The following is a 24442-nucleotide window of genomic DNA, read 5'->3' on the forward strand; positions in this document are numbered from 1 at the left end:
TGGGACCCGCTTACGTCGTAATGATACGAATGAGGGGCCCCGCCGCCGAATGGCAGGACAAAGCGGGCATTGCCGAAGTGCTATACGGGTTGGAGCCGGCACCCGGTGCTTCGGTTTCAGTTGCCGCCTTCCCAGGCCGCCAGGGCCGTACGCCGCTCGCGGGCCACCTGGGCCCGCACGGCACTGTCCGGCCGCAAGCCGATGGTGATGAGCGTGCCCCGTTCGCGGGCGTAAGGGTCGGCCACGGCGCCGAAGCGGCGGTAGGCCGCGAAGTGCGGAGCCAGCTCGTCGTCGGGCTCGTCGTCGACGATGATGAGGGCCTGGCAGCGGTCCAGGGCCGGGTACCAGTAGATGAAGCTGCCGTTGAGGCTGTGGGCCGAGGGCATGGCCCGGCGGCGGTTGTAGTAGTTGATGGCGCTGGCCTGGCCGTAGTTGGCGCAGTGAATGAGGGTGTGGGCGCGGACGGAATCGGGCAGGGTTTGGTAAGCGGCCCAGGTTTTGGCGGCCAGCTCGCGCCAGCCGCGCATGTCGGCGTAGTCCTGGGGCAGGGCGTGGTCGCGGCCGTCTTCCCAGCGGTAAAACCCGATGCCGGCGTAGCGGGCGCGCAGGACCGCCATGGAGGCTGGCGGCCGCACGGGGTAGAAAAACGGGAAAACCGGCCAGAGCAAGGCCAACGGCAGCGCCACCAGGGCGGCTTGCAGCGCGGGTTGCCACCGGAAGTATTGCGGCCGACCGCCCGGCGGGAGCTGCCCAAAATGCTCGATGCGTCCGAAACGCTTGATGCGCGTTTCCCACCACCGCGCGCCGAAGGCGAACAGGACCGGGTAGTAACCCAGGGCGTAGTATTCCTTGCCGTGCAGCGCGGCCAGCAGGCCCACGCCCAGCACGGCCGTCCACCCCACCGCCCGGTAGGGCCGGAAGGCGCGGCCGGCCAGCAGCGCCGCCAGGCCGGGCGCCCACACCCAAAGCGCGGCCAGGCACATGAGCAGCTGCATTTTCCAAAAATTGGCGGCGTCGTTGTTCACCAATTGGGTATCGTGCAGCAGCGCCATGTGGCGGCGGAAGGGCCAGCCGTGAGCTATTTGCCAGGCCAGGTTGGGCGCCCACAGCAGCAGCGCCAGTCCCGCTGCGCCCCAGAGGTGGGGATTCAGGAATAGCCGCCGCTCCGGGGCGAGCAGCAGCAGCCCGCCGCCCAGCGCGGTAATAAAAAACAGCGTGGTGTACTTGTTGAGCAGGCCCAAGCCCACGGCCGCGCCCAGGGCGTAGAGCCAGCCGGGTTTCTTTTCCTGCTCGTAAGCCACCAGCGCGTACAAGGCCGCCACGAAGCTCAGCACCTCGAATGAGTTGGGCTGAAAGAGCAGGTTGGTACGGGCGAAGGCCGTGCCCAGGTAGCAGGTTCCGGCCAGGGCCTGGGCAAACCAGCCGCCGCCCAGCCGCCCGGCCAGCCGCACCACCAGGTACACGGTGGCCGCGCCCCACAAAAACGGCCAGAACCGCACCCAGCCCTCGCCCCCGCCCAACGCCAGCGTAACCCAGCCCTGCGCGGCAATGAGCGGCGGCACCTCCAGGTAGCCCCAGGCCAGGTGCCGGCCGTGGTTGAGGTAGAGGTACTCGTCACGTTGCAGCTCGTAAGCTGAACTGATGAGGAAGTAGCCCGACGCGAACTTGAGCAGGGCGAAGGCGAGCGGCAGGAGGCGGTTCATGCGAACAAGGTCAGCAGAAACTCAAGTATTTCCGAACTACCATTTCGAGACCGGCAGCAGGCCTGCCCACTGTAGGAAGTCGTTGCCCACGGTGTCCCAATAAAAGTCGTCGTAATTGATTTTGTCGCCTTTGAAACCAAAAAAGTTGTGCTCCCGGGCTGCGTACTCGCGGAAAGTAAAGTTGGTCTTACGCAGCCGAATGCATTCCAACCGCAGGAAATCGTCGCCGGCAAAGCCGTGGTCACGGGTGCCGTAGCCCACAAATACCGGCACCCGGGTGCGCAACAGCACCGGCAGTTGGGCCGCCCCGAAGCCGAACAGATGGCGCGGGTCGTCACCAACGCAGTCGGCCACGGCCGGGGAATTTACTGCGGTTTGCCACCGCCGAAAGGTGGCGGCTGCCCCTATCGAGTCATCTGTTTGCCGGCTCTGAGCTAGCATGGACATGAGCTGGCCCAGTGGGTTGCCGCTCAGATACACGGCGTGGCTCACCAGGCCCGGCACGCTGGCCAAGTGCGCCACAATGGTGCTGCCTTGCGAGTGGCCAGCGGCCACCACGTGCGTTTTGTCAACCCAGGGCTGCTTTTTGAAGTAGCGCAGCACGGCCACGTCGCGCCGAACGAAATAGTCGAGGTAATTGCGGGCGCAGTAATACGGGGGCGGAGCGGTTTGGGCGAACATCTGATTGGGGTCACGGCCCTCCACGTCGGCGGTGAGGGGAATACCGGGCTTGCCCACAACGACCAAATGGCTATGTTTGAGCACTTCCTTGGGGTGAAATGGAAACACCGGGAAAGCGCCCTGGCGGTCGTACAGCACTAGAGGCGTGGGCAAAGAGCCTTGCACCCAGAAAAGCAGCGGCTTCCGCTGCTTTTCCTCGCCCGGCCGCGAGAGCACCAACACGTTCACGCTGTCCCGCCCGTACATCACCACCAGATGCCGGTAGCCAAACTCTGCCGGCGTGCGCGAAGCAGGCGCAGTTTGGGCCACGACCGGCCCAGCCAGTGCCGCCAGCAGCAAAAGCATGAATCCTAAAACCCTCATTAAACAGTTAGGCTAGCAAAGCACCCCAGCAGCGTCGCCGAAGCGGCGCAAGGACCTTAGAGGTTGGCCGGCAGTTGCACCAGGTGCAGGTAGTCGCCCAGCCCGGCGGGCTTCTGAAACACGTGGATGAAGAGGATGGCCTCCTCGCCGCGGCTGCGCCAGATTTCGGCGTAAAAGCCCTCCACGGCGTACAGCGTCAGCTCGAAGCTGTCTTCCGCGCGCTCGGCCAGGCGGTGGCCGTGCCGGGCGAGGTGCTCGGCCTGGCGGCGCTGGTGCAGGGCTTTGAAAGCGGCCAAGGTCATTTTTTAGTGGTTAGTGCTTAGCGGTTAGTGATTAGTGAGGTGCTGGTGGAGGGCAGCGGGCCAGGGCGGTTCCTACCTTGTCGCAAACTGCTCATTAAAGGTAGAAAGGTAATCGGGCGCTGCATGGTGCCTACTCACCGCTAACCACTCACCGCTAACCACTAATCACTATGACGTTTCGTTTTCCCCACCCGCTGGTGCTGCTGGTGGGCTTTATCATCCTGGCCGCGGCGCTGAGCTACGTGCTGCCGGCCGGCCGCTTCGACCGCCAAAAGGACCCCGCTACCGGGCGCGACGTGGTGGTGGCCGGCTCTTACCACCGCGTGCCCGCCACCCCGGTGGGCCCGCTCGACATGCTGGTCGACATCCCCAAGGGCCTAGCCGACGCAGCGGCCGTGGTGTTCCTCATCTTCCTGGCCGGCGGCGCGTTTACAGTGGTGGACCAGACCGGCGCCTTGCGCCACGGCGTGGACTGGCTGCTGGCCCGCGCCCAGGGCCGCGAGGTGGTGGTTATTCCGCTCGTGAGCCTGCTCTTTGCCACCATGGGCGCCCTGGAAAACATGGGCGAGGAAATCATTCCGCTGGTGCCGGTGCTGCTGGTGCTCATGCGGCGATTGGGCTACCCGACGCTCACGGCCGTGGCGGCCAGCGCGGGCGCGGCCTTCGTGGGCGCCTCCTTCAGCCCCATCAACCCGTTTCAGGTGGGCATTGCCCAGAAGCTGGCGCAGCTGCCGCTGCTCTCGGGCGGGGGCTGGCGGCTGGCGTTCCTGGCCGGGGCCGTCACTATCTGGATACTCGGCACGGTGCGCCACGCCACCCGCCACCGCGTGGCCCCCGAAGTCACGCCCGCCGACGTGGCCGCCGACCAGGCCGGCGCGGGCCGCCACGGGCTGGTACTGCTGCTGCTGCTGGCCACGTTCGCCCTGTTCGCCTACGGCGTGCTGCGCCTGGGCTGGGACTTCGAGCAAATGGCGGCGCTGTTCTTCGTGCTGGGCGTGGCGGCCGGCCTATTGGGCGGGCTGGGCGCCACCGGCACCGCTGAGGGCTTTGTGGCCGGCTTCCGCGACATTGCCTTTTCGGCCCTGCTCATCGGGTTTGCGCGGGCCATTTTCGTGGTGCTGGAGCAGGGCAACATCGTGGACACCATCGTCAACGGGCTGGCCTCGCCCCTGGCCCACCTGCCCGTCACGTTCGCCGCCCTGGGCATGATGGCCGTGCAAACCGCCCTGCACGTGCCCGTGCCCAGCGGCAGCGGCCAGGCCACGCTCACCATGCCCCTGCTCACGCCCCTGTCGGACCTCATCGGCCTCTCGCGCCAGGTGATGGTGCTGGCCTTCCAGTACGGCGCCGGCCTCTGCGAGCTGATTACGCCCACCAACGGCACGCTCATGGCCATGCTCGCCGCCTGCGGCGTACGCTTCGACCAGTGGTTACGCTTCGTGTGGCCCCTGTACGCGCTGCTGCTGCTGCTGGGCGTGGCCAGCGTAGTGGGCGGCATCGCGGCAGGGCTGTGACGCTGCGCTTAATGAAGAATGAGGAATGAAGAATGGTCATTGCGAGCGCAGCGAAGCAATCCTTCCCCCACTCAGCAACTAGCCTGATAATTTGAAAAGTCCAGGCGATAGGACGAAGTCGGGGTTACTCGGTGAAACTGGTCACCTCACCCGGTTGGTCGTGGGGAACAAGACGGATTGCTTCGCTGCGCTCGCAATGACCATTCTTCATTCCTCATTCCTCATTCCTCATTCTTCATTAAGCGCAGCGTCAGCGCGCAGCGTCAATCGACCCGCAGCTCGGCGGCGGTGAACACGCGGGGCAGCTTGCGCTTGTGCTGCACAATCTGGTAAGAGGCCGTGTCGGTGGCGTCGTCCCAGAACACGTCGGACACCAGCCCGAACTGGCGGTACTGGCCGGGGGCGGGCGTTATTTCTTCCACCGAATCGCCGAAGCTGAACTTGGGCCGGTGGTGGATTTCCTTGAACAGCTCGGGGCGCACCAGGAACTGTTGCTCGTCGTAGCGCAGCGTGAGCCACTCGCCGGCCTCGTCCTCTCTGATTTTTTCGAACAGCTTGCCCACCGGCTCCAGCAGCTCGAACGAGCGGCGGTTGGCGGGGTGCACGTAGCGGAAGCCGTAGGCGGGCGACCAGCCGTAGAGGCCAAAAATGACGGGTTTGGGACGACGCATGGCAGGGCTGCAACGGGACAAAGATTGCCCCGAAAACCCCGAACTGCCGGCCAAGGTTGCCCGCCCAGGCGTTTCCGGCCGGCCGCCGAACTTCCTGCCGCCGCGCAAAAGAACCAAGCACCCCGGGATGAGATGGCCAAAAACCGGGCGTTTCCGTATGGCCGAGGTAACCCTGGTCCGGCACCGGTCGCATTTTCGGCCGCCCGGGCAGGGAGCCGCTTCTTTACCAATGCCCCACGCTTCCGCTTCCAAAACTGCGGCTAATCCCGCTTCCACCCCCAAGGCTGCGCCGAAATCTTCTTCTGTACAGGCAGTCGCAAAAACCAAGACCGCCCCGAAGGCTGTGGCCGCCGGGCCGGCCGCGGCCCACGGCCCCGCCCCGCAGCCCGGCATGGGCGCCGTGCCCCACGCGGCCGGCACCACCTTCCGGGTGTGGGCCCCCCACGCCGAGGCCGTGGCCGTGGTGGGCGACTTCAACCAGTGGGACGCCACCAGAAACCCGCTACGGCCCGAAGCCGACGGCTACTGGGCCACCGACGTGCCCGGCCTGAAGCCCGGCGCGGAGTACAAGTTTCACCTCACCAGTCAGGGCCGGGAGTTTACCCGCAACGACCCCTACGCCCGGCAAATGACCAACTCGGCGGGCTCGTCGGTGGTGCACGACCCGCACTTCGATTGGGGCGACGACGAGTTCCACATGCCGGCCTGGAACGAACTGGTGATTTACGAGCTGCACGTGGGCACCTTCAACGCACCCGGTGCCGACCAGGTGGGCACGTTTCTGAGCGTGGCCGAGAAGCTGCCCTACCTGCGCGACCTGGGCATCAACTGCATCGAACTGCTGCCGGCCACCGAGTTTCCGGGGAGCCGCTCGTGGGGCTACAACCCGGCCTGCCCGTTTGCGCTCGAGAGCGACTACGGCGGGCCGGTGGCCTTCAAGGAACTGGTGAAGCAGGCCCACCAGCACGGCATCGCGGTGGTGCTCGACGTGGTGTACAACCACTTCGGCCCCGGCGACCTCGACCTGTGGCAGTTCGACGGCTGGCACGAGAATGACGGCGGCGGCATCTACTTCTACAACGACTGGCGCGCCCACACGCCCTGGGGCGACAACCGCCCCGACTACGGCCGCCCCGAGGTGCGCCGCTACATCCGCGACAACGCCCTGATGTGGCTGCAGGACTACCGCTGCGACGGCCTGCGGGCCGACGCCATTGCCTTCATCCGCAACGTGCGCGGCGAGGAAAACCCCGGCGCCGACCTGCCCGACGGCTGGAGCCTGATGCGCTGGATTAACGAGGAAATCGACCAGACCATGCCCTGGAAAATCACCATTGCCGAGGACATGCGCGGCAACGCCGGCATCACGGCCAGCGTGGCCAACGGCGGGCAGGGCTTCGACTCGCAGTGGGACAGCTCGTTCGTGTACCCCGTGGTGGCGGCCCTCACTGCCCGCGACGACGCCGACCGCGACATGCGGGCCGTGGCCGAGGCCATCTCCGAATCGTACAACGACGACGCCTTCCGCCGCGTCATCTATACCGAAAGCCACGACGAGGTGGCCAACGGCAAGAGCCGCGTGGCCGAGGAAATCATGCCCGGCGCCGCCGACGGCTACTTTTCGAAGAAGCGCACCGTGCTGGGCGCGGCCCTGGTGCTCACGGCCCCCGGCATTCCGATGCTGTTTCAGGGCCAGGAGTTTCTGGCCCTCGACGCGTTCAACGACGCCGAGCCCCTGGAGTGGGCCGACGTGAAAGCGCGCGCCGGCCTGGTGCAGCTCTACCGCGACCTCATCGGCCTGCGCCGCAACACCGGCGGGCGCACCCGCGGCCTGAGCGGGCAGCACACCCACGTGTTTCACGTGAACGACGCGGCCAAGCTGGTGGCCTTCGCCCGCTGGGCCGACGGCGAAGGCGGCCCCCGCGACACGACCCTGGTGGTGGCCAACTTCGCCAACCAGGCCCACGAGGCCTACGCCCTCGGCCTGCCCGGCCCCGGCCACTGGCAGGTGCGCTTCAACAGCGACTGGCGCGGCTACGACGGCGAGTTTGGCGACTTCGACAGCTTCGGCGTGGAGGCCGAGGCGGGCGAGTACGACGGCTACGCCTGGCACGGCCGCATCGGGCTGGCGCCGTACGCGGTGCTGATTTTATCGCAGGAAGGGTAACGGCGCGGGTGGGGCAACCTCACCCCCTGACCCATCTCCAAAAAAGGGGGCACCGCAAGTCAGTTTTAACTTTTAACTCTCCACCTTTAACTGACTTTCGGTGCCCCCTCTTCCCCGGAAAGGAGGTCAGGAGGTGAGGCCCTACACCGGCGCCTGGTCGTACCGCTCCTCCTCCAGCCCGGGCCAGCCGCCTTCGAACAGGAACTCGGCGAGGGGCTTGCGGGTGCGGGGCGCCGTTTCTTTCTCGCGCAGGCCATCGGGCAGGCTGGCCGGGTCGCCGGGGTAGCCCAGGGTGAACACGGCCACCGGCTCGTAGCCGGCGGGAAGGCGGAAAGACTCGCGGATTTTATCGACCGAGAAGCCCGCCATCTGGTGAATTTGCAGGCCCAGCTCGGTGGCTTGAATGGCCAGGGTGGCGGTGGCCTGGCCCACGTCGTGCAGGGCGTGGCGGTTGGGGTTGTCGTCGTGCGAGAAATTCAGCTTGGCAATGCTCACGGCCAGCACGGGCGCTTGGTTGGCCCAGGCTTGGTTGAACTCGCCCATGCTGCTCAGAATGGCGTCGTAGGCCTTGGCGCTGCTGGCGCGGCTGCCCACAATGTAGCGCCAGGGCTGCTCGCCGAAACAAGACGCGGCCGAAGCGGCGGCGGCAAAAATCTGGTGCAGCGCCTCGGTGGGCACCGGCTGGGCGGCGTAGGCGCGGGGGCTGCGGCGCTGGGCCAGCACCGGCAGGATGGGGTGTTCGGGGGCAAGGACGTTGGTGGTATCGGCCATAAAAGCGAGAGAGTAATGGGGCAATGATGTGGTGAATCTGGCGGAGCGCTGGAAGCGTTGCATTCGGCCCCGCAAGCCGGATTCAGACGCGGCCGAGCACGGCGGTGAATTTCCCGCAACCGGAGTGCGGCCCGGGACGAAGCGACGGCGGGGCGCCCGACAGCGACTGCGGCGCGAAGTTACGGGCCGGGGCTTACGCCGGCCCCCGGCCCAAAAAGTACGGTCCGCGGTGGCATCTGCGCCCCGGGCGGCTTACCTTTCGCCGCGCTCTGTCCTTCGTCCTTTCGCCCCCACCCGCATGCAGCCCACGCCCGCCGCCCCCGACGCCCTGTTTCCCGAAGCCCTGCTGGTGGAAGTGGCCTGGGAAGTCTGCAACCAGGTGGGCGGCATCTACACGGTGATTCGCTCCAAGGTACCGGCCACCGTGCCGGCCTGGGGCGACCGGTACTGCCTGCTGGGCCCTTACTTCCCGGCCATGGCCCAGGGCGAGTTCGAAAGCTTCGACGACCTGACCGTGCACACCGCCGCCGACCCGTTTGGGGCCGCCGTGCGCACCATGCGCGCCGCCGGCTACGACGTGTGCTACGGCACCTGGCTGGTAACGGGCCGGCCGCGCGTGGTGCTCATCAACCCATTCCAGGCCTACCACCAGCTCGGCCAGCTCAAAACCGACCTCTGGCAAAGCCACGGCATTCCGGCGCCCGACACCGACGACCTGCTGCACCAGGTCATCGCCTTCGGGCACCTGACCACCATTTTCTTCCAGCACGTGGCCGCCCAGGTGGACACCACGCCCGGCCAGCGCCTGCTGGGCCACTTCCACGAATGGATGACCGGCGTGGCCATCCCCGAGCTGCGCCGCCTGCGGGTGCCCGCGCACCTGCTCTTCACCACCCACGCCACCTTGCTGGGCCGCTACCTGGCCATGAACGACGGCGACTTCTACGACCACCTCATGTGGGTGAACTGGGAAGCCGAGGCCCGAAAATTCAACATCGAGCCGGCCGTGCGCATGGAGCGCGCCGCCGCCCACGGCAGCCACGTGTTCACCACGGTGAGCGAGCTGACGGTGCGCGAGTGCATCTACTTGCTGGACCGCATTCCCGACGCGGTGCTGCCCAACGGGCTCAACATTGAGCGGTTCGTGGCCCTGCACGAGTTCCAGAACCTGCATCAGCAGTACAAGGCCAAGATTCACGAGTTCGTGATGGCCCACTTCTTCCAGTCGTATTCTTTCGACCTGGACAAGACGCTGTACCTCTTCACCTCGGGCCGCTACGAGTACCACAACAAGGGCTTTGATTTGACCCTCGAAGCCCTGGCCCGCCTCAACCACCGCCTCCAGCAAAGCGGCCTGGAAGGCCAGGTGGTCATGTTCTTCATCACCAAGCGGCCCTTCACCAGCATCAACCCTCAGGTGCTGGAGCGCCGGGCCATGCTCGACGAAGTGCACGAAACCTGCCGGGCCATCGAGCAGCAGGTGGGCGAGCGGCTCTTCTACGCCGCCGCCGCCAGCCAGGACCACAAGCTGCCCGAGCTGGGCACGATGGTGGACGACTACTGGAAGCTGCGCTACCGCCGCACGCTGCAAAGCTGGAAAACCAACGCCCTGCCCCCGGTCATCACCCACAACCTGGTGAACGATGGCGACGACGACATCCTGGACTTCATGCGCCGGGCCCGGCTCCTCAACCACCGCCACGACCGGGTGAAGATGGTCTACCACCCCGATTTCGTGTCGCCCGCCTCGCCCCTGCTGGGCATGGAGTATGGGCAGTTTGTGCGCGGCTGCCACCTGGGCGTGTTCCCGTCCTACTACGAGCCCTGGGGCTACACCCCGCTCGAATGCGTGGCCCGCGGCGTGCCCGCCATCACCTCCGACCTCTCCGGCTTCGGCGACTACGTGCTGCAAACCATCCCGGACCCCGAGCAGAAGGGGATTTTTGTGGTGCACCGCCAGGAAAAGTCCTTCGACGAGTCGGCCGAGGAGCTCACCGAAATGCTCTGGCAATTTGTGCTGCTCAGTCGCCGCGAGCGCATCATGCAGCGCAACGCCGTGGAAAGCTCCGCCGAGCTGTTCGACTGGAAAAACCTGCGCGTGCACTACGACCGGGCGTATGCGCTGGCGCTGGAACGGCGGTAAAAAACGACTCAGCGGACCTCGGAGGTTACCTCCGCGAGCCTCCGCGAGAAAATCAATTCAACGAAATTTCTCGCGGAGGTCCGCGGAGGTAACCGCCGAGGTCCGCGGAGAAGACAAGCACGTCAATGAGAATACCAGCCGCCACGCTTTTATTATTGGCCGCCACCACCGCCCTCGCCCACGAGTTCTGGCTTGAGGCCCCGCGCTTCCGCCTGCAACCGGGCCAGACGGTGAACGTGCACACGCTGGTGGGCGAGAATTTCCGCGGCGAACCCTGGGGCACCAAAGCATCCAAAATCCTGCGCTTCGTGCGCTACGGCCCGACCCCGGCCGACTCCACCGACCTCACGCCGGCGCCCAGTTTTGCACCGACTGATACATTTCGCACGGCTCTGGCCTTTGCCCGGCCCGGCACTCACCTGGTGCTGCTGCGCTCCACCAACTCCTTCATCGAGCTGGCCGCCGCCCAGTTCACCGCCTACCTGCGCGAGGAAGGCCTCGATTACGCCCTCAAGCTGCGCCAGGAAAACGGCCAGGAAGCCACCGCCGGCCGCGAAACCTACCGCCGCTGCGCCAAAACCCTGGTGCAGGTGGGCGAGGCCAGCGCCGCACCCGCCGCCACCGACAGCGCCTGCCTGCGCGTGTACGGCCTGCCGCTGGAGCTGGTGCCCGAGCAAAACCCTTACCGCCTGGGCACCGATAGATTGCTAACGGTAAGAATTCTGCGCGCGGGGCGGCCGGTGCCGGGCGCGTTGGTGCAGGTGTGGCAGCGTCAGCCCGGCGGCCTGCCCACCACCCATTTCACCACCCGCGCCAACCAAAACGGCCGCGTGCTGTTACGATTATCCGGCCCCGGCCCCTACCTGCTGGCCACCGTTCACATGACCGACGCACCGGCCCCGCTGCGCGACCGCGCTGAGTGGCAGTCTACTTGGGCCTCCCTCACCTTTGCCGGGCCGCCCGCGGCCGCCCGGCGCCCCACCACAAAGCGCTAGTCAACTTCCCCTAAAATTTTAGTTTTTTGCTTTACCTTCGCCGTTCTCTTACCCTCCTTGCCTTAGCTGTATGAAGTACACGATTGATAAAAAAGAAAGCTACACCATCATTACCATTGAGGAGAAGAAGCTCGACACCACCGTCGCGCCCGACCTCAAGTCGGAATTCGTGAAGCTCAACGCGGAAGGCATCAACAACCTGATTCTGGACCTGACCAACGTGAAATACACGGACTCGTCGGGCCTCAGCTCCATCCTCATTGCCAACCGGCTGTGCAACTCCACGGGCGGCCTGCTGGTGCTCACCGGCCTGCAGGACCACGTGCTCAAGCTCATCACCATCAGCAAGCTGGAGTCGGTGCTGCACATTCTGCCCACCGTCGAAGAAGGCATCGACCGGGTGTTTTTGCACGCCATCGAGCGCGACCTGACGGACAAAGAATAGCTTTATAGTTGTCGGTTGTTGGTTGTCAGTTGTCAGTTTTTGAAGCTGGCAAGTGGCAGCCAACTTTTGTTTTTAGAGCCTACCCGAGTAGGTAATTGAAAATAGCAGAACCGCCTGTCTGGACAGGCCCTCACCATGCCTCAATCCTGACAACTGACAACTAGCAACCAACGACTACAAACCTTGACTTTTGAGCTGAAGATTTTGGGCTCGGCCTCGGCCACCCCCACCGCCGGCCGCCACCCCACGGCGCAGGTGCTGACCGTGGGCGCCATTAATTACCTGATTGACTGCGGCGAAGGCACCCAGTGGCGCATGTTGGAGCACCGCGTGCGGCCCCACCACCTGCGGGCTATTTTCATCTCGCACCTGCACGGCGACCACTACTTCGGGCTGTTTGGCCTGCTGGGCACCATGCATTTGCAGGGCCGCACCCAGCCGTTGCGCATCGTGGGCCCGCCCGGCCTCGACGAGGTACTCGTCACCCAGGCCCGGGTGTCGGGGATGCAACTGGGCTTCGCGATGGAATTTACGGCCGTCGACACCGAGGCCCACGCCGTGGTCTACGAAGACGAGCGCCTCGTGGTGTCGTCGCTGCCCATGCGCCACCGCATTCCCTGCGCCGGCTACCTCTTCGCCGAACAGCCCCGCCGCGCCAACCTGCTGAAGGAGCAGCTGCCCGACGGCCTCTCCCCCGCCCAACTGGCCCGCCTCGCCCAGGGCGAGGACCTCGAAGCCGACGAGCAGCAGCCCGGCCTGCGCCACGCCGACGTGGCCGGCCCCGCGCCCACCCCGCGCCGCTACGCCTTTTTTTCCGACACGCTCTACACCCCCGCCCTCGCCGACCTCATCCGCGGGGCCGACCTGCTCTACCACGAAGCCACGTTCTTGGACGAGATGAAGGAGCGGGCCGCCCAAACCCACCACAGCACCGCCCGCCAGGCCGCCCAGCTCGCGCAGGCAGCCGGCGTGCAGCGCCTGCTGCTGGGCCACTTCTCCAGCCGCTACAAGGCGCTGGAGCCGCTGCTCGACGAGGGCCGCCAGGTGTTCCCCAACGCCGAGCTGGCCCTCGAAGGCCTGGTGGTGAGCCTGTGACCACGACCGTCGTCCGCGAAAGGCTCAGGACGACAACAGATAATACCATGACGCCCTACGCGCACAAAAAACAGCAGCTTTACCTCGTCCTCAGCGGCATTTTCATCGTGAATGCGCTGCTGGCCGAAATCATTGGCGTCAAGATATTCTCCGCCGCTAAGCTCATGAACCTGCCCGGCAGCCTTACGGCCGGCGTGCTCATCTGGCCCGTGGTGTTCGTGACAACGGACATCATCAACGAGTATTTTGGCAAGGCCGGCGTGCTGCGCATCAGCTACTTAACGGTGTTGCTGATTTTGTTTGCGTTCGGCGTTATTTACCTCACCACCAAGCTGCCGCCGGCGGATTTTTGGCTCGCCGTGAACAAGACGGACGACCAGGGCCAACCCTTCAACATCGACTTCGCCTACCAGCGCATTTTCCGGCAGGGGCTGGGCATTATCACCGGCTCCATCGTGGCATTTGGCGTGGGGCAGGCGCTCGATGCCACCATTTTCGCGGCCATTCGCCGGGCCACCGGGGGCCGCTACATTTGGCTCCGGGCCACGGGCTCCACGCTGGTGTCGCAGTTGGTGGATTCTTTCGTGGTGCTGTACGTGGCGTTCTACCTGTTCGGCAACTGGACGATGGACCAGGTGCTGAGCGTGGCCAACACCAACTACTGGTACAAATTCGCGGCGGCCATCCTGCTCACGCCGGTGCTGTACCTGGCGCATTTCCTGATTGACCGGTACCTGGGCCCCGCCGAGGCCACCGAGCTGCAGCAGGAAGCCGTGGCGAACGTGGGCGTGTAAGCCGAGCTATTAAGTAGTCGTCCAGAAGTAAGCGAGTTGTCAGTTGTCAGTTGCTCGTTGTTCGTTGTCAGTCAGATATTTATTGAATGGCTAACAACTGACAACTAATGCCTGACAACTTAGCTCAAGCTCCTGGCCGATAGCCGTTAGCTGACGTTCATTTGGTCGATTCCCTCTTAAATTTTCAAAGGCTAACAGCTGACGGCTGAGAGCTACTAGCTAACAGAAAATGTCCCGCATCCTCACCGGCATCCAGAGCACCGGCCGCCCCCACCTGGGCAACCTGCTCGGCGCCATTCTGCCCGCCATCGAGCTGTCGCGCAACCCGGCCAACGACTCGCTCTACTTCATCGCCGACCTGCACTCGCTCACGACGGTGCGCGACCCGGCGCTGCTGCGGGCCAACACCTACGCCGTGGCCGCCGCCTGGCTGGCCTGCGGCTTCGACACCGCGAAGAACCTGTTTTACCGGCAGTCCGACGTGCCGCAGGTGACCGAGCTGGCCTGGTACCTGAGCTGCTTCACGCCCTACCCGATGCTGGCCAACGCCCACTCGTTCAAGGACAAGGCCGACAAGCTCTCGGACGTGAACGCCGGCCTCTTCACCTACCCCGTGTTGATGGCGGCCGACATTCTGCTTTACGACGCCGAAATCGTGCCCGTGGGCAAAGACCAGGTGCAGCACCTCGAAATTGCCCGCGACATTGCCCACGCCTTCAACGCCCGCTACGGCGACACGCTGGTGGCGCCCCAGGCCCGCGTCGACGCCGAGCTGATGACCATCCCGGGCACCGACGGCGCCAAGATGAGCAAGAGCTACGGCAACATCCTCGACGTGTTCGCACCGGAAAAAGAGCTGCTGAAAGCCGTAAGAAGCATCATCTCGGACAGCACGCCGCTCGAAGCGCCCAAAAACCCGGACACCGACACCACCTTCAAGCTGTACTCGCTGCTGGCTCCGCCCGCCGAAACCGCCGCCCTGCGCCAGCGCTACGAGGCCGGTGGCTACGGCTACGGCCACGCCAAACAGGAGCTGTACGAATTGATTCTGCGCCGCTTCGCGACCGAGCGGGATCAGTTCAACTTCTACCTGAGCAACCTGCCCGAGCTGGACGCCCAGTTGGCCATCGGGGCGCGCCGCGCCCAGGAATACGGCGCCGGAGTGCTGGCCAAAGTGCGGGAAAAAGTAGGTTATTCAGCTCGGTAATTCCCTCAACTCCGTGCGAACCAATCAGTAGCTCTGTTCGTGCGAGAAGCTGAAGCCCACCTTGCTGCCGCGGCTCACCTGCTGGTTTTCCAGCTTTTGCTTGACGCTGATTTTCTGGATTTCGGGCAGCGGCGGGGCAATGAGGTCGTTGTTGACGGCCGCAATCATGGCGCTTTCCACGAACAGGCGCAGGCCGTCGGGCGTGATGAGGTTATCCGACATATCGTTGTTAGGCAGTTCCAGCTGCTGCACGCCTTCGAGGTAGTAGTGGTTGTCGATGTTCACGAGCAGGCGGCCCACCAGGTAGCCGGGGTCATTGAGGCGCTGGTACTTGATGCTGTCGGCCATGAAGTTGTAGGCCATGATGTGCCCGAAGAAGCGGCGCCGAAAATCCTCGGTGACGTAGGCGCTGGGCATGGGCCCGTAGTCCTCGGCAAAGGTCACAACGTTGGAGTGCATGACGAACACCAGCAAGTCGCCCGAAAACTTGATGTGAAACTCCATGTCGTTGACGGAGCGGTACTCAATCACCACGCTGGAATCGAGCGGCGTGAGCTTACGCGTGAGCTCCACCACCAGTTCCTGCGACACCAGGCGCAAGGTATCAAACGCGGCCTGGGTGTTGCGGAAGATGGCCTGCTTGGCGGTGGATTTCTGCTTGAGGCCATCGAAAATCTGGTCGAGGCGGTCGGCCGGGGCCTCGGTGGGCGAGCCGGCCTCGGCGGTGGGGCGGTCGTCGGTGGCGGTGGCGCCGCTGTGCACCGCCTCGGGCGCGGCGGAAGTCGCCGCTTTGGGCGCCGCTTGGCTGGCCTTGGCCTCTTTGCCGGTTCTGACCGCTCGTTTTTTGGGCGCTGCCGGCAGCGGGGCCTGGTCCGGCACGGGCGTCACAACGGTGGTTTCGGTGGTGAACAGCTCAGGAACGGCGTTTCTTTGGGTGGGTGACTTGGCCATGCAGCAAATAAATGGCGCCCCTGCCCGGCAGCGGCGAAAACAATAGAGATAGCGCAGCCGCAACCCGCCCGGCCGCGCCGCTACGACGGCGGAGGTACGGAAGTGGGCGGGGCCGCAGTTTCGGCGGCGGCCGCCGAAACTGCGGCAAATTTCGCGCCGGGCGCCGGCCCCAGCGCCGGCGGCGCGCTCAGCTGCGCCGCCACGGCCCACTGCGGGCTGCGAAACGCCACGGTGCGCAGCCCCGCGCGGCGGGGCTCGGCCCCGCGCAGCAGCAGGGCTTGCGCCGCGGGCTGGGCCAGGGCTTCCCCCACCGAGCGCACAGCGCCGGCGGGCACCGCGCGGCGCGCCAGCTCCGCCAGCAGCGCGTCGCCGTCCACGGCGGCAATGCGGGCGGCGAGCAGGACTTCCAGCTCGGCGCGGTGCTGCACGCGGGCGGCGTTGGTGGCAAAGCGGGCCTCGGCGGCCCAGTCGGCTTGGCCCAGGGCGGCGCACAGGTGCCGGAACTGGCTGTCCGAGCCCACGGCCAGCACCAGCTGGCGGCCGTGGGCGGCGCGGTACACGGTGCCGTAGGGCACGATGCTGGGGTGGCCCGAGCCGAGCGGCAGCGGGTCGTGCCCGGTTGCGAGGTAGGTGGCGGCCTGGTTGGCCAGGGAAGCCAGGGCGCTGTCCAGCAGACTGACTTGCACCAGGGCCCCGCGGCCCGTGCGCTCGCGCTGAAACAACGCCGTGAGCACGCCTTCCTTCAATTGATGCGCGGCCAGCAGGTCCACCATGGCCACGGGCATTTTCTGGGGCGGCTGGCCGGGGCCGGCGGCGTTGAGGTGCATGAAACCAGCTTCGGCTTGCAGCACGGCGTCGTAGCCGGCACGGGGGTTGTCGGGGCCGTAGCCGGTGAGGTGGCCGTAAATCAGGCGCGGATTTCCGGCCGATAACGTGGCGTAGTCGGCGCCGAGCTTTTCGGCGTCGCCGGGCTTGTAGCTGGCCAGCACGACGTCGGCCCGGGCAGCGTGGCGGAGCAATTCAGCTTGGCCGTCGGCGGTGGTCAGGTCGAGTACCAACGACTCTTTGCCCCAGTTCGACGCCGCGAAATACGCCGAAACGGGGGCTTCGCCCGCGGCTGGAGAAGCAGCCGTTTCGGCCGCAGTTTTCCAGGTGCGGGTTACGTCGCCGGCCGGGCTTTCCACCTTCAGCACTTCGGCGCCCAGCTCCGCGAAGAACTGGCCCACTTGCGGGCCCGCCAGCACGGAGGCGAGTTCGAGAACGCGCAGGTGGGCGAAGGGAGGATGATTACTCACGGGCATTACCACGTTTCCCAGCACGGTCTTCCGCGTTCAATTTCTCGGCCCACTCGACGCACTCCTGCACTTTGGTTGGCAAATCGTGGCCGGAACAGCACAGTTCGACCCGGCGGTGGTTTTGGTCGGTCAACGATACCCGATAAGCATCGTTAGAAGACTCATCAATTCGAAGCAGCCAGCCGGGAATCGGGTAGGTTTTGTCGTAAAAATCCATAGTTGCTGCGCATTTTTTCTGCCTTAGCCTAAGCCACCAAGTAGCCGTGGGCCGCCAATTCCGCCTGCGGGTCGGCGCCTAGCTTGAACAGGCGGCCTTGGTGCAGCAAATAAACGACGTCGCTCAACGCCAGCACCTCGACGTAGCGGTGGTCGCTCAGCAGCAGCCCCTTGCGCTGCTTGGCTTGCTGCATCTCAACTGCCAGGGTTTCGAGGTGCACGGGCATGATGCCGCTGAAGGGTTCATCGAACAGTGAAAACGACGTGTCGGCGTGCAGCAGCAGCAGCACTTGCGCCAGGCGCGCCGTGCCGCCCGACAGCTCGCCGGGCCGGGCCCCGAGCTGCGCGTGCAGGTCCGGGAAGTTGGCCGTGGCTTTTTCCAAATTCACGCGCAACAGCCGGGCCGCCTGCGCTAAGGTAAGGTGCGCGGGCAGCAGCGGCACCTGCGGCAGGTAGTTGAGCAAGCCCGCGGTTTGAAACGCGGGCACCGCCCGGCGCCCGTTCACCCGCACCGAGGCGTCGGGCACGGCCCGGGCCCCGAACACGGTTTGGAGCAGCGTGGACTTGCCGCTGCCGTTGCGGCCCAGCAGCCCCACAATCTGGCCGGTTTGCACCCGCAGGTACACATGGCTCAGCACCGGCCGCCCGCCAAACGACACTTGAATCCCGTCGGCTTCCAGCACGTGCGGGCCCGGCGGGAACAATCCTGCGCGCCAGCTCATGAAACCAGGGCCGTGGTGGCGGTCGTAGCGCCGACAAACAACAGGCCGTCAATCACGGCCACGCCGGTCCACAAGTGCCGGCGCGACACGCCCAGGTTGTAGTAAAACCAGTACTGCTGCGGCCGCGCGCGCTCGGCCAGGTACCACACCGCGGGCCCCGTCAGCAGCTTGGCCCCGGCCAGCCGGGGCAGCAAGCCGGCGGCCCGGCCCTCGTGCAACAGCGGCAGCAGCACCAGCAGCACCAGCAGCGCCGTGATGCCCAGGGTGAACGGCGCGATGCTGCGGTAAAACAGCCCCACGGCCCGCAGCTGGGTAAGCCAATGCGTCATAAAGTTCGGGGGAAGTTCATCTTCCCAACGCGCTTCAGTCCCGATTATTCTACTCGTTCTACTTGCCCGGCGCGCGCAAACACGGGGAAGGTCACCGTCCGCTCGCCCCTGCCCCACCGGTGCCTGACCTCCTCCGCAATCAGGTTCACGGGGTCCTCGCCCCGCTCCTGCCGGTACTTCGCCACGCTCGACCACGTGCGCAGGTACCGCAAAAACCACGCGGCCGACCACTGCCGCGGCACCGCAAAATGCGCCCGCTGCACGTCGGCAAATGGGAAGGGAATGCGGGCGTACTCGTCGTCGATGTGCCAGCGGTTCGGGTCCCAGTAAGGGCCCATCACCCCGTCGTGAAAACGCCGGATGAGCGGGTCGAGGGCCGGGCTGATGCGCAGCAAGCCGTAGCCCCACTCGGCCAGCACCGCCCCGGGCCGGGCCACGCGGCGCACCTCGGCGTGGTAGGCCTCCGGCTCGAACCAGTGCACGGCCTGGGCCACGGTGATGAGGTCGAAGCGCTGGGCGGGAAAAGAAGTTTGTTCGGCGCGGGCCGTTTGGTAGCTGATGTTCGGGCGCGGCGCGGCCTGGGCCAGCTGCTGGGCGCTGAGGTCGGTGGCGTCCACCCGAATGAACGAATCGGCCAGCACGGCGGCCACCTGGCCGTTGCCGGTGGCGCAGTCCCAGGCGCGCTCGCGGCACGCCACCAGCGGCAGCAGCCAGTCGTAGAGCGCGGCCGGGTAGTCGATGCGGTAGCGGGCGTAGCCGGCGGCTTGAGCGGAGAAACGGTCGAGGGGCATGGGATAAAAGTAGGGTGCGGGGCTGGCCCCCGCCCGGCGTTGAACAACGAGGCCTGTTTTCGTTTAACGCCGGGCGGGGGTCAGCCCCGCGCCCCACCCAACAAACCTGCGCCTGACCCGCCGTATCTTTGCCGCAAATCAAGCGGTTTGCTGGCCACGGCATCACGGTCAGCCCTTTACCAACTCTTATTAGCTGAACCTTGACGTTTCACGAATTTAAGCTCCATGACGACCTGCTGGCCGGCATCGACGCCATGAACTACCAGCAGGCTACTCCGGTACAAGAGCAGGCCATCCCCAAAATCCTCGACGGCAAAGACCTTATTGCCTGCGCCCAGACCGGCACCGGCAAAACCGCCGCCTACCTGCTGCCGCTGCTCGACAAGATTTCGCACGCCAAGCACGGCCACACCACCACCCTCATCCTGGTGCCCACCCGCGAGCTGGCCACCCAGATTGACGAGCAGGTGATGGGCTTCGGCTACTACGTCGAGGCCAGCAGCATTGCCATCTACGGCGGCGGCAAAAGCGAAGGCTGGGAGCAGCAGAAGCGCGCCCTCACCTCCGGCGCCGACATCATCATCGCCACGCCCGGCCGCCTCATCGCCCACCTGCAAATGGGCTACGTGAAGTTCGACAAAATCAAGTACCTGGTGCTCGACGAGGCCGACAAGATGATGGACATGGGCTTCGCCGATGACATCTTCAACATCGTGCGCCAGTTGCCCACCGACCGGCAGACGCTGCTCTTCTCGGCCACCATGCCGAGCAAAATCCGCGACTTCTCGCAGCAGATTCTCAGGAATCCCGAGGAAATCCGCCTGGCCGTGTCCAAGCCCGCCGCCGGCATCGACCAGCAGATGTACCTGGCCTTCGACCGCCAGAAAATCTACGTGCTGGAGCACATCATCAAAACCCAGGACGTGCAAAGTATGGTGCTCTTCACCAGCCAGAAGGCCGCCGTGGGCGGCATCGTGAAGGCCGTGAACAAGCTCGGCATCGAGGCCCGCGGCATCAGCTCCGACCGCACCCAGGAGGAGCGCGAGGAAATCATGCGCGCCTTCAAAAACAAGCAGTTCCCCATCCTCGTCGCCACCGACGTGCTCAGCCGCGGCATCGACATCGACAGCCTGAGCCACGTGGTGAACTACGACATCCCGCGCGCCGCCGAGGATTACGTGCACCGCATCGGCCGCACGGCCCGCGCCGCCACCAAAGGCACCGCCATCACCTTCATCTCGGACCAGGACCAGGACCGGGTGGTGAAAATCGAGAAGCTCATCGAGCGCGCCCTCGAAAAGCGCAGCATCACCGAAGAGCTGGGCCTGGGCCCGGCCCCGGAGTTTGACCCCAAGCGCTTCGCCGGCCTCGGCGGCAAAATCGGTGGCCGGCCCGCCCGCGGCAGTCACGGCGGCAGTGGCGGGCGCAGCGGCGGCGGCTCCCGCGAGGGCGGCCCGCGCCGCGAAGGCGGTGGCCGCGACGGCGGACGGGATGGCGCCCGCGACGGAGGCCGCCCGCCCCGCCGCGACGCCCCTGACCCCAAAGACCCCAAGCACCTGGAGCGAATGGCCAACGCCAAAAACGCCCTGGCCGCCCTCGACGCCGGCCAAGCACCCACCGTGCCCTACCAGCGCCCACCCCGCGCCGAAGGCGAGGCCCGCCCCGAGCGCCGGCCCCGGCCGGAAGGCGAAAGCCGTCCGCCCCGCGAACCCCGCGCCCCGCGCCCGGAAGGCGAGGCCCGCCCGCCCCGAGAACCCCGGCCCGAGGGCGAAACTCCCGCGGAAGGCGAAGCCCGCGCTCCCCGACCCGAAGGCGAGCGCCGCGGCAACCGCGGCGGCCGCAATCGCGGCGGCCGCGGTCCTCGCCCGGAATCGGCGGCTCCAGCCGCGGGCGAAACCCCAACCGCACCTGCGCCCACGGCTAAAGAGTAACGTGACAAACCAGAAAAAGCGGCCTTGCAGGGCCGCTTTTTTTTTAGTCTGCTGAGGGCACAGCCAAACGGGGTTGGTTTTACATCCCAAAATTCTTCTGAATCATCGCCGCAAAATCGGCTTCGCTCATCTGGGATTTGGCGCTTAAAATTCCTTTAGCATCATCCCCGGCAATGTAACGGAGCTGCGCCGTACCGTCGGTGGCGGCGGTGAAAATGACTTCGGCAATCTGCTCGGCGGTGGAGTGATTGCCGCCGCTGCGGCCAAATGCTTCCAGCACGCTGCGCACCTGGCCGGCGTAGGGGTCGGCGTCGTTGGCCGGGTCGGTGGTCATTTGCAGCGAGCGGGTGGCAAAATCGGTGGCCACGCCGCCGGGCGCCACCACCTTCACTTGAATACCAAAGGGGGCCAGCTCGTACCACAACGACTCCGAGAAGCCGTCCAAGCCAAACTTAGTGGCGTGGTAGAGCGAGTTCATGGGAAAAGCCGTGCGCCCGCCTACCGAGGTGATGTTGATGATGACCCCCGACTGCTGGCCGCGCATGAGCGGCAGCGCCGCCCGCGTCACGGCAAACACACCAAACAAGTTGGTGGCAAACTGCTGCTGAATCTGCGCGTCGGTGGCGGCCTCGAACGGGCCGACCAGGCCGTAGCCGGCGTTGTTCACCAGCACATCGAGGCTGCCGAAATCCTGCTGGGCCTGCTGCACGGCGCGGGTCACGGCCGCGCCATCGGTCACGTCGAGGGCATAAACGCGGACGGTGGGCAGGTTGTCAAATTTCGCATCGGCGGGGTTGCGCATGGTGGCGGCCACCTGCCAGCCATGCTGGGCGAAAAGGCGCACGGCAGCGGCGCCGATGCCGGTGGAAGTACCAGTGATGAAAACGGTTTTGGGCATGAGGGGGAAGGTTGGGAGTGAGAAGAACGCCTGCTTGCCCAGTCAACGAATTGCCGCACCGAATACTTTGCCAGCCGTTCCCCACAACTCTGCACCGCCCGACTTCACACCACCTGTCCCACCCCAAACAGCACCGTGAACACCAGCGTGCTCAGCGCCATTTGCTTCAGCAGCGGGTCAATTTGCATCGAGTCCTGCCGCTGCCACACCTGAACGGCGTTGAAGGCGAACAGCGGCGTGGCCAGCGCAAACAGCCACTGCCAGGGCGAGTGGTACGTGAGGGCCACGAACACCGTGGCGCAGCCCAGGCCCAGCAGCAGCAGCAGCCAGTGGTAGCGCCGCGCGTAGGCCGGTCCCAACCGCACCGGAATGGTGATTTTGCCGGCCAGCACGTCGGACTTGATGTCGCGGATGTTATTCACGTTCAGCACCGCCGTGGCGAAGCAGCCGAGTGCCGCCGCGGGCAGCAGCACTTGCAGCGGCAGCGCCCGGGCCTGCAGGAAATACGTGCCGCAGACGCCCACGATGCCAAAAAACAAGAACACCGAAATGTCGCCCAAACCCGCGTACCCGTACGGCCGGGAGCCGGCGGTGTAGTTCACGGCCGCCCAGATGGCCGCCAGCCCCAGCGCCAAAAAAGTCAGGAACAAGCCCAGCCCGGCCGCGCCCAGGGCCACCCACAGCAGTACCAAACCGCTGGCCAGCGCCAACACGCCGCAGACCACCATGCCGCGCTTCATCTGGGCCGGGGTGATGGCTCCGCTCTGCACGGCGCGCGCGGGGCCCTCGCGGTGCACGCTGTCGGCGCCGTTCTGCGAGTCGCCGTAGTCGTTGGCCAGGTTACTCAGGATTTGCAGCAGCACGGTGGTGAGGGCGGCCAGCGCTACCACGGGCCCGTTGAAGCGCCCCGCCGCGGCGGCCAGAAAGCTCCCGGTGAGGATGCTGGCCAGAGCCAACGGCAGGGTGCGGGGGCGAAATGCGGAAATCCAGGGTGACATAACGGGGCGGCAGAAGTAAACAAGAACACGCAAAAGAACGTCACGCGGAGCTTGCCGAGGCAGCTCCGCGTGACGTTCTTTCAAAAACCTTGAGTCCGCAATTACTTCGTGATGTCGGCCACCAGCTCGGGGCTCAGCGGCTTCACTCTGGAGGGGTAGAACTTCACCACCTGGCCTTTTTCATCAACCAGGTACTTGCAGAAATTCCAGCTCGGAGCGTCGCCCACGGCGCCATTCTTGGTTTTGTCGGCCAGGAACTTGTAGAGCGGGGTGGCGTCGTCGCCCTTCACCGACACCGTTTCGAACAGCGGGAAGGTCACGCCGTAGTTCTTCTCGCAAAAGGAAGCCACTTCGGCGTTCGAGGTCAGCTCCTGGTTGAAGCTGTTGGACGGGAAGCCCAGCACGGCCACCTTGCTGCCGTATTTCTTCGACAGCTCCTCCAGCTCCTTGTACTGCGGGGTGAAGCCGCACTTGGAGGCGGTGTTCACGATGAGCAGCTTTTTGCCCTTGTACTGGCTCAGCTTTACGTCTTTGCCGTCGATGGATTTCACGGTGAAATCGTAGACGGTGGCCGCCGCGGCGGCCTCAGTGGATTCGGTCATGGCGAGGGGAGCGGCCGGCTTGGCGGCGATGAACACCCCGGCGGTAACGGCCGTGGCGCAGGCGAGGAAAAGGATTTTTTTCATGAGGGTGAAGGTATGAAGTACGGTGCAGGAATTGCGCGGTTCACGCCGTAACCACAAGCGTGCCAATAGGGTTTTGGGCGGCGGCGGTTCAGGTAGTGGGCGGGGTGAGCCACTTAGGCAATTCCACCGGCTGGTAGGCCGCCAGTTGGGCCAGCAAGTCTTCCGGGTCGGCCGCTTGCAGGAGCTGGGCGCGGTTTTCGGGGCGCAGGAGCTGGTCATCGCGCATGCGGTCGAGGGCCCGCAGCAGGTGGTCGTAGTAGCCGGCCACGTTCAGCAGGGCCACGGGCTTGCGGTGCAGGCCGAGCTGGCCCCAGGTCAGCACCTCGAACAGCTCTTCGAGGGTGCCGTAGCCGCCGGGCAGGGCCACGAAGGCGTCGGCGCGGTCGGCCATCAGCAGCTTGCGCTCGTGCATCGACTTCACCACATGCAGCTCGGTGCAGCCAGCGTGGGCTATTTCCTTGGTCGCCAGGAAATCAGGAATGACGCCGATAACCCGGCCGCCGTGGGCCAGCACCGCATCGGCGATGGTGCCCATCAGGCCCACGCGCCCGCCGCCGTACACCAGCGTGAGGCCGTGCGCCACCAGGGCCGCCCCGAGGGCCTGGGCCTGGGCCACGTAGAGGGGATTGGCTCCGGCACTGGAGCCGCAGTACACGGCAACGCTCTTCATAGCAATGATGATTAATCGAAAAGATGCCCGTCATGTCGAGCGCAGCCGAGACATCTCGCTCGAAAAACTAATTACTACCACAAGCGAGATGTCTCGGCTGCGCT

The 24442-nt window shown here is 65.5% G+C and carries 24 protein-coding genes; 9 read left to right on the top strand and 15 right to left on the bottom strand.

Annotated features, from left to right (window positions below):
• Window positions 1–116: 116 nt before the first annotated feature.
• From RMO51_RS04105 to RMO51_RS04115, 3 genes are read right to left on the bottom strand one after another with little or no spacing between them, the layout of a single operon-like run.
• Complete coding sequence (locus RMO51_RS04105; RefSeq protein ID WP_310392255.1) at window positions 117–1703, bottom strand: glycosyltransferase family 39 protein; 1587 nt, start codon at window positions 1701–1703, stop codon at window positions 117–119.
• 36 nt (window positions 1704–1739) lie between these two features.
• Entirely contained in the window at window positions 1740–2747 is a 1008-nt protein-coding gene (locus RMO51_RS04110) for a hypothetical protein (protein ID WP_310392256.1), read from the bottom strand.
• 56 nt (window positions 2748–2803) lie between these two features.
• The gene (locus tag RMO51_RS04115; protein ID WP_310392258.1) at window positions 2804–3049 is read right to left on the bottom strand and encodes a hypothetical protein; all 246 of its coding nucleotides are present in this window, start codon (window positions 3047–3049) and stop codon (window positions 2804–2806) included.
• Window positions 3050–3219: 170 nt separating this feature from the next.
• Between RMO51_RS04115 and RMO51_RS04120 the strand changes: the two genes are divergently transcribed.
• Window positions 3220–4563 (top strand): YfcC family protein, encoded by a 1344-nt coding sequence (locus tag RMO51_RS04120; protein ID WP_310392260.1) that lies wholly within the window; start codon window positions 3220–3222, stop codon window positions 4561–4563.
• A 263-nt stretch (window positions 4564–4826) separates the two neighbouring features.
• Here RMO51_RS04120 and RMO51_RS04125 read toward each other — a convergent pair whose 3' ends face one another.
• Entirely contained in the window at window positions 4827–5234 is a 408-nt protein-coding gene (locus RMO51_RS04125; protein WP_310392262.1) for a DUF6960 family protein, read from the bottom strand.
• Between the two features lie 343 nt (window positions 5235–5577).
• On the opposite strand from RMO51_RS04125, the gene RMO51_RS04130 reads away from it, so the two are divergent.
• Window positions 5578–7401 (top strand): alpha-amylase family glycosyl hydrolase, encoded by a 1824-nt coding sequence (locus RMO51_RS04130; protein ID WP_310392264.1) that lies wholly within the window; start codon window positions 5578–5580, stop codon window positions 7399–7401.
• Window positions 7402–7542: 141 nt separating this feature from the next.
• On the opposite strand, the gene RMO51_RS04135 is transcribed toward RMO51_RS04130, so the two are convergent.
• On the bottom strand, window positions 7543–8172 hold the full coding sequence (locus RMO51_RS04135; RefSeq protein WP_310392265.1) for a nitroreductase family protein: 630 nt from the start codon (window positions 8170–8172) through the stop codon (window positions 7543–7545).
• A 298-nt stretch (window positions 8173–8470) separates the two neighbouring features.
• On the opposite strand from RMO51_RS04135, the gene RMO51_RS04140 reads away from it, so the two are divergent.
• The 6 genes from RMO51_RS04140 to trpS all read left to right on the top strand — a co-directional run bounded on the left by RMO51_RS04140 (window position 8471) and on the right by trpS (window position 14851).
• Complete coding sequence (locus RMO51_RS04140; protein WP_310392267.1) at window positions 8471–10315, top strand: glycosyltransferase; 1845 nt, start codon at window positions 8471–8473, stop codon at window positions 10313–10315.
• A 155-nt stretch (window positions 10316–10470) separates the two neighbouring features.
• The gene (locus tag RMO51_RS04145; RefSeq protein ID WP_310392268.1) at window positions 10471–11310 is read left to right on the top strand and encodes a DUF4198 domain-containing protein; all 840 of its coding nucleotides are present in this window, start codon (window positions 10471–10473) and stop codon (window positions 11308–11310) included.
• A gap of 70 nt (window positions 11311–11380) precedes the next feature.
• Window positions 11381–11755 (top strand): STAS domain-containing protein, encoded by a 375-nt coding sequence (locus RMO51_RS04150; protein WP_046246220.1) that lies wholly within the window; start codon window positions 11381–11383, stop codon window positions 11753–11755.
• Between the two features lie 183 nt (window positions 11756–11938).
• The gene (locus tag RMO51_RS04155) at window positions 11939–12850 is read left to right on the top strand and encodes a ribonuclease Z (RefSeq protein ID WP_310392278.1); all 912 of its coding nucleotides are present in this window, start codon (window positions 11939–11941) and stop codon (window positions 12848–12850) included.
• A gap of 47 nt (window positions 12851–12897) precedes the next feature.
• Window positions 12898–13644: a queuosine precursor transporter gene (locus RMO51_RS04160; protein ID WP_310392280.1), complete on the top strand. Its 747-nt coding sequence runs from the start codon at window positions 12898–12900 to the stop codon at window positions 13642–13644.
• Between the two features lie 229 nt (window positions 13645–13873).
• Window positions 13874–14851: a tryptophan--tRNA ligase gene (gene trpS, locus RMO51_RS04165; RefSeq protein ID WP_310392281.1), complete on the top strand. Its 978-nt coding sequence runs from the start codon at window positions 13874–13876 to the stop codon at window positions 14849–14851.
• 24 nt (window positions 14852–14875) lie between these two features.
• Here the strand turns inward: trpS and RMO51_RS04170 are convergent, their stop codons facing one another.
• The 6 genes from RMO51_RS04170 to RMO51_RS04195 form a co-directional block, all read right to left on the bottom strand.
• Window positions 14876–15802: a hypothetical protein gene (locus RMO51_RS04170; RefSeq protein WP_310392283.1), complete on the bottom strand. Its 927-nt coding sequence runs from the start codon at window positions 15800–15802 to the stop codon at window positions 14876–14878.
• An 80-nt stretch (window positions 15803–15882) separates the two neighbouring features.
• On the bottom strand, window positions 15883–17097 hold the full coding sequence (locus tag RMO51_RS04175) for a CaiB/BaiF CoA-transferase family protein (protein ID WP_310392286.1): 1215 nt from the start codon (window positions 17095–17097) through the stop codon (window positions 15883–15885).
• The gene (locus tag RMO51_RS04180) at window positions 17090–17314 is read right to left on the bottom strand and encodes a hypothetical protein (RefSeq protein ID WP_310392288.1); all 225 of its coding nucleotides are present in this window, start codon (window positions 17312–17314) and stop codon (window positions 17090–17092) included. Before RMO51_RS04180 ends, RMO51_RS04175 begins: the two co-directional genes overlap by 8 nt.
• Before the next feature lie 28 nt (window positions 17315–17342).
• A complete protein-coding gene (locus tag RMO51_RS04185; RefSeq protein ID WP_310392289.1) occupies window positions 17343–18035 on the bottom strand; it encodes an ATP-binding cassette domain-containing protein in 693 nt (230 codons plus the stop codon).
• Entirely contained in the window at window positions 18032–18364 is a 333-nt protein-coding gene (locus tag RMO51_RS04190; protein WP_310392291.1) for a hypothetical protein, read from the bottom strand. Before RMO51_RS04190 ends, RMO51_RS04185 begins: the two co-directional genes overlap by 4 nt.
• A gap of 44 nt (window positions 18365–18408) precedes the next feature.
• Window positions 18409–19155 (bottom strand): class I SAM-dependent methyltransferase, encoded by a 747-nt coding sequence (locus tag RMO51_RS04195; RefSeq protein WP_310392293.1) that lies wholly within the window; start codon window positions 19153–19155, stop codon window positions 18409–18411.
• 200 nt (window positions 19156–19355) lie between these two features.
• Between RMO51_RS04195 and RMO51_RS04200 the strand changes: the two genes are divergently transcribed.
• Entirely contained in the window at window positions 19356–21086 is a 1731-nt protein-coding gene (locus RMO51_RS04200) for a DEAD/DEAH box helicase (RefSeq protein ID WP_310392296.1), read from the top strand.
• Between the two features lie 79 nt (window positions 21087–21165).
• On the opposite strand, the gene RMO51_RS04205 is transcribed toward RMO51_RS04200, so the two are convergent.
• From RMO51_RS04205 to RMO51_RS04220, 4 genes are all read right to left on the bottom strand, one after another.
• Window positions 21166–21984, bottom strand: a complete 819-nt coding sequence (locus tag RMO51_RS04205; RefSeq protein WP_310392297.1) for an SDR family oxidoreductase — start codon at window positions 21982–21984, stop codon at window positions 21166–21168.
• Window positions 21985–22088: 104 nt separating this feature from the next.
• Complete coding sequence (locus RMO51_RS04210) at window positions 22089–22982, bottom strand: 1,4-dihydroxy-2-naphthoate polyprenyltransferase (RefSeq protein ID WP_310392299.1); 894 nt, start codon at window positions 22980–22982, stop codon at window positions 22089–22091.
• A 101-nt stretch (window positions 22983–23083) separates the two neighbouring features.
• Window positions 23084–23668, bottom strand: coding sequence for a glutathione peroxidase (locus tag RMO51_RS04215; protein ID WP_310392301.1), 585 nt, complete (start codon window positions 23666–23668; stop codon window positions 23084–23086).
• A gap of 88 nt (window positions 23669–23756) precedes the next feature.
• Window positions 23757–24338: a TIGR00730 family Rossman fold protein gene (locus RMO51_RS04220; RefSeq protein WP_310392303.1), complete on the bottom strand. Its 582-nt coding sequence runs from the start codon at window positions 24336–24338 to the stop codon at window positions 23757–23759.
• Window positions 24339–24442: the final 104 nt, after the last annotated feature.

The sequence above is a fragment of the Hymenobacter sp. genome (assembly GCF_031398885.1).
In the GTDB taxonomy this organism is placed as follows: Bacteria; Bacteroidota; Bacteroidia; order Cytophagales; family Hymenobacteraceae; genus Hymenobacter.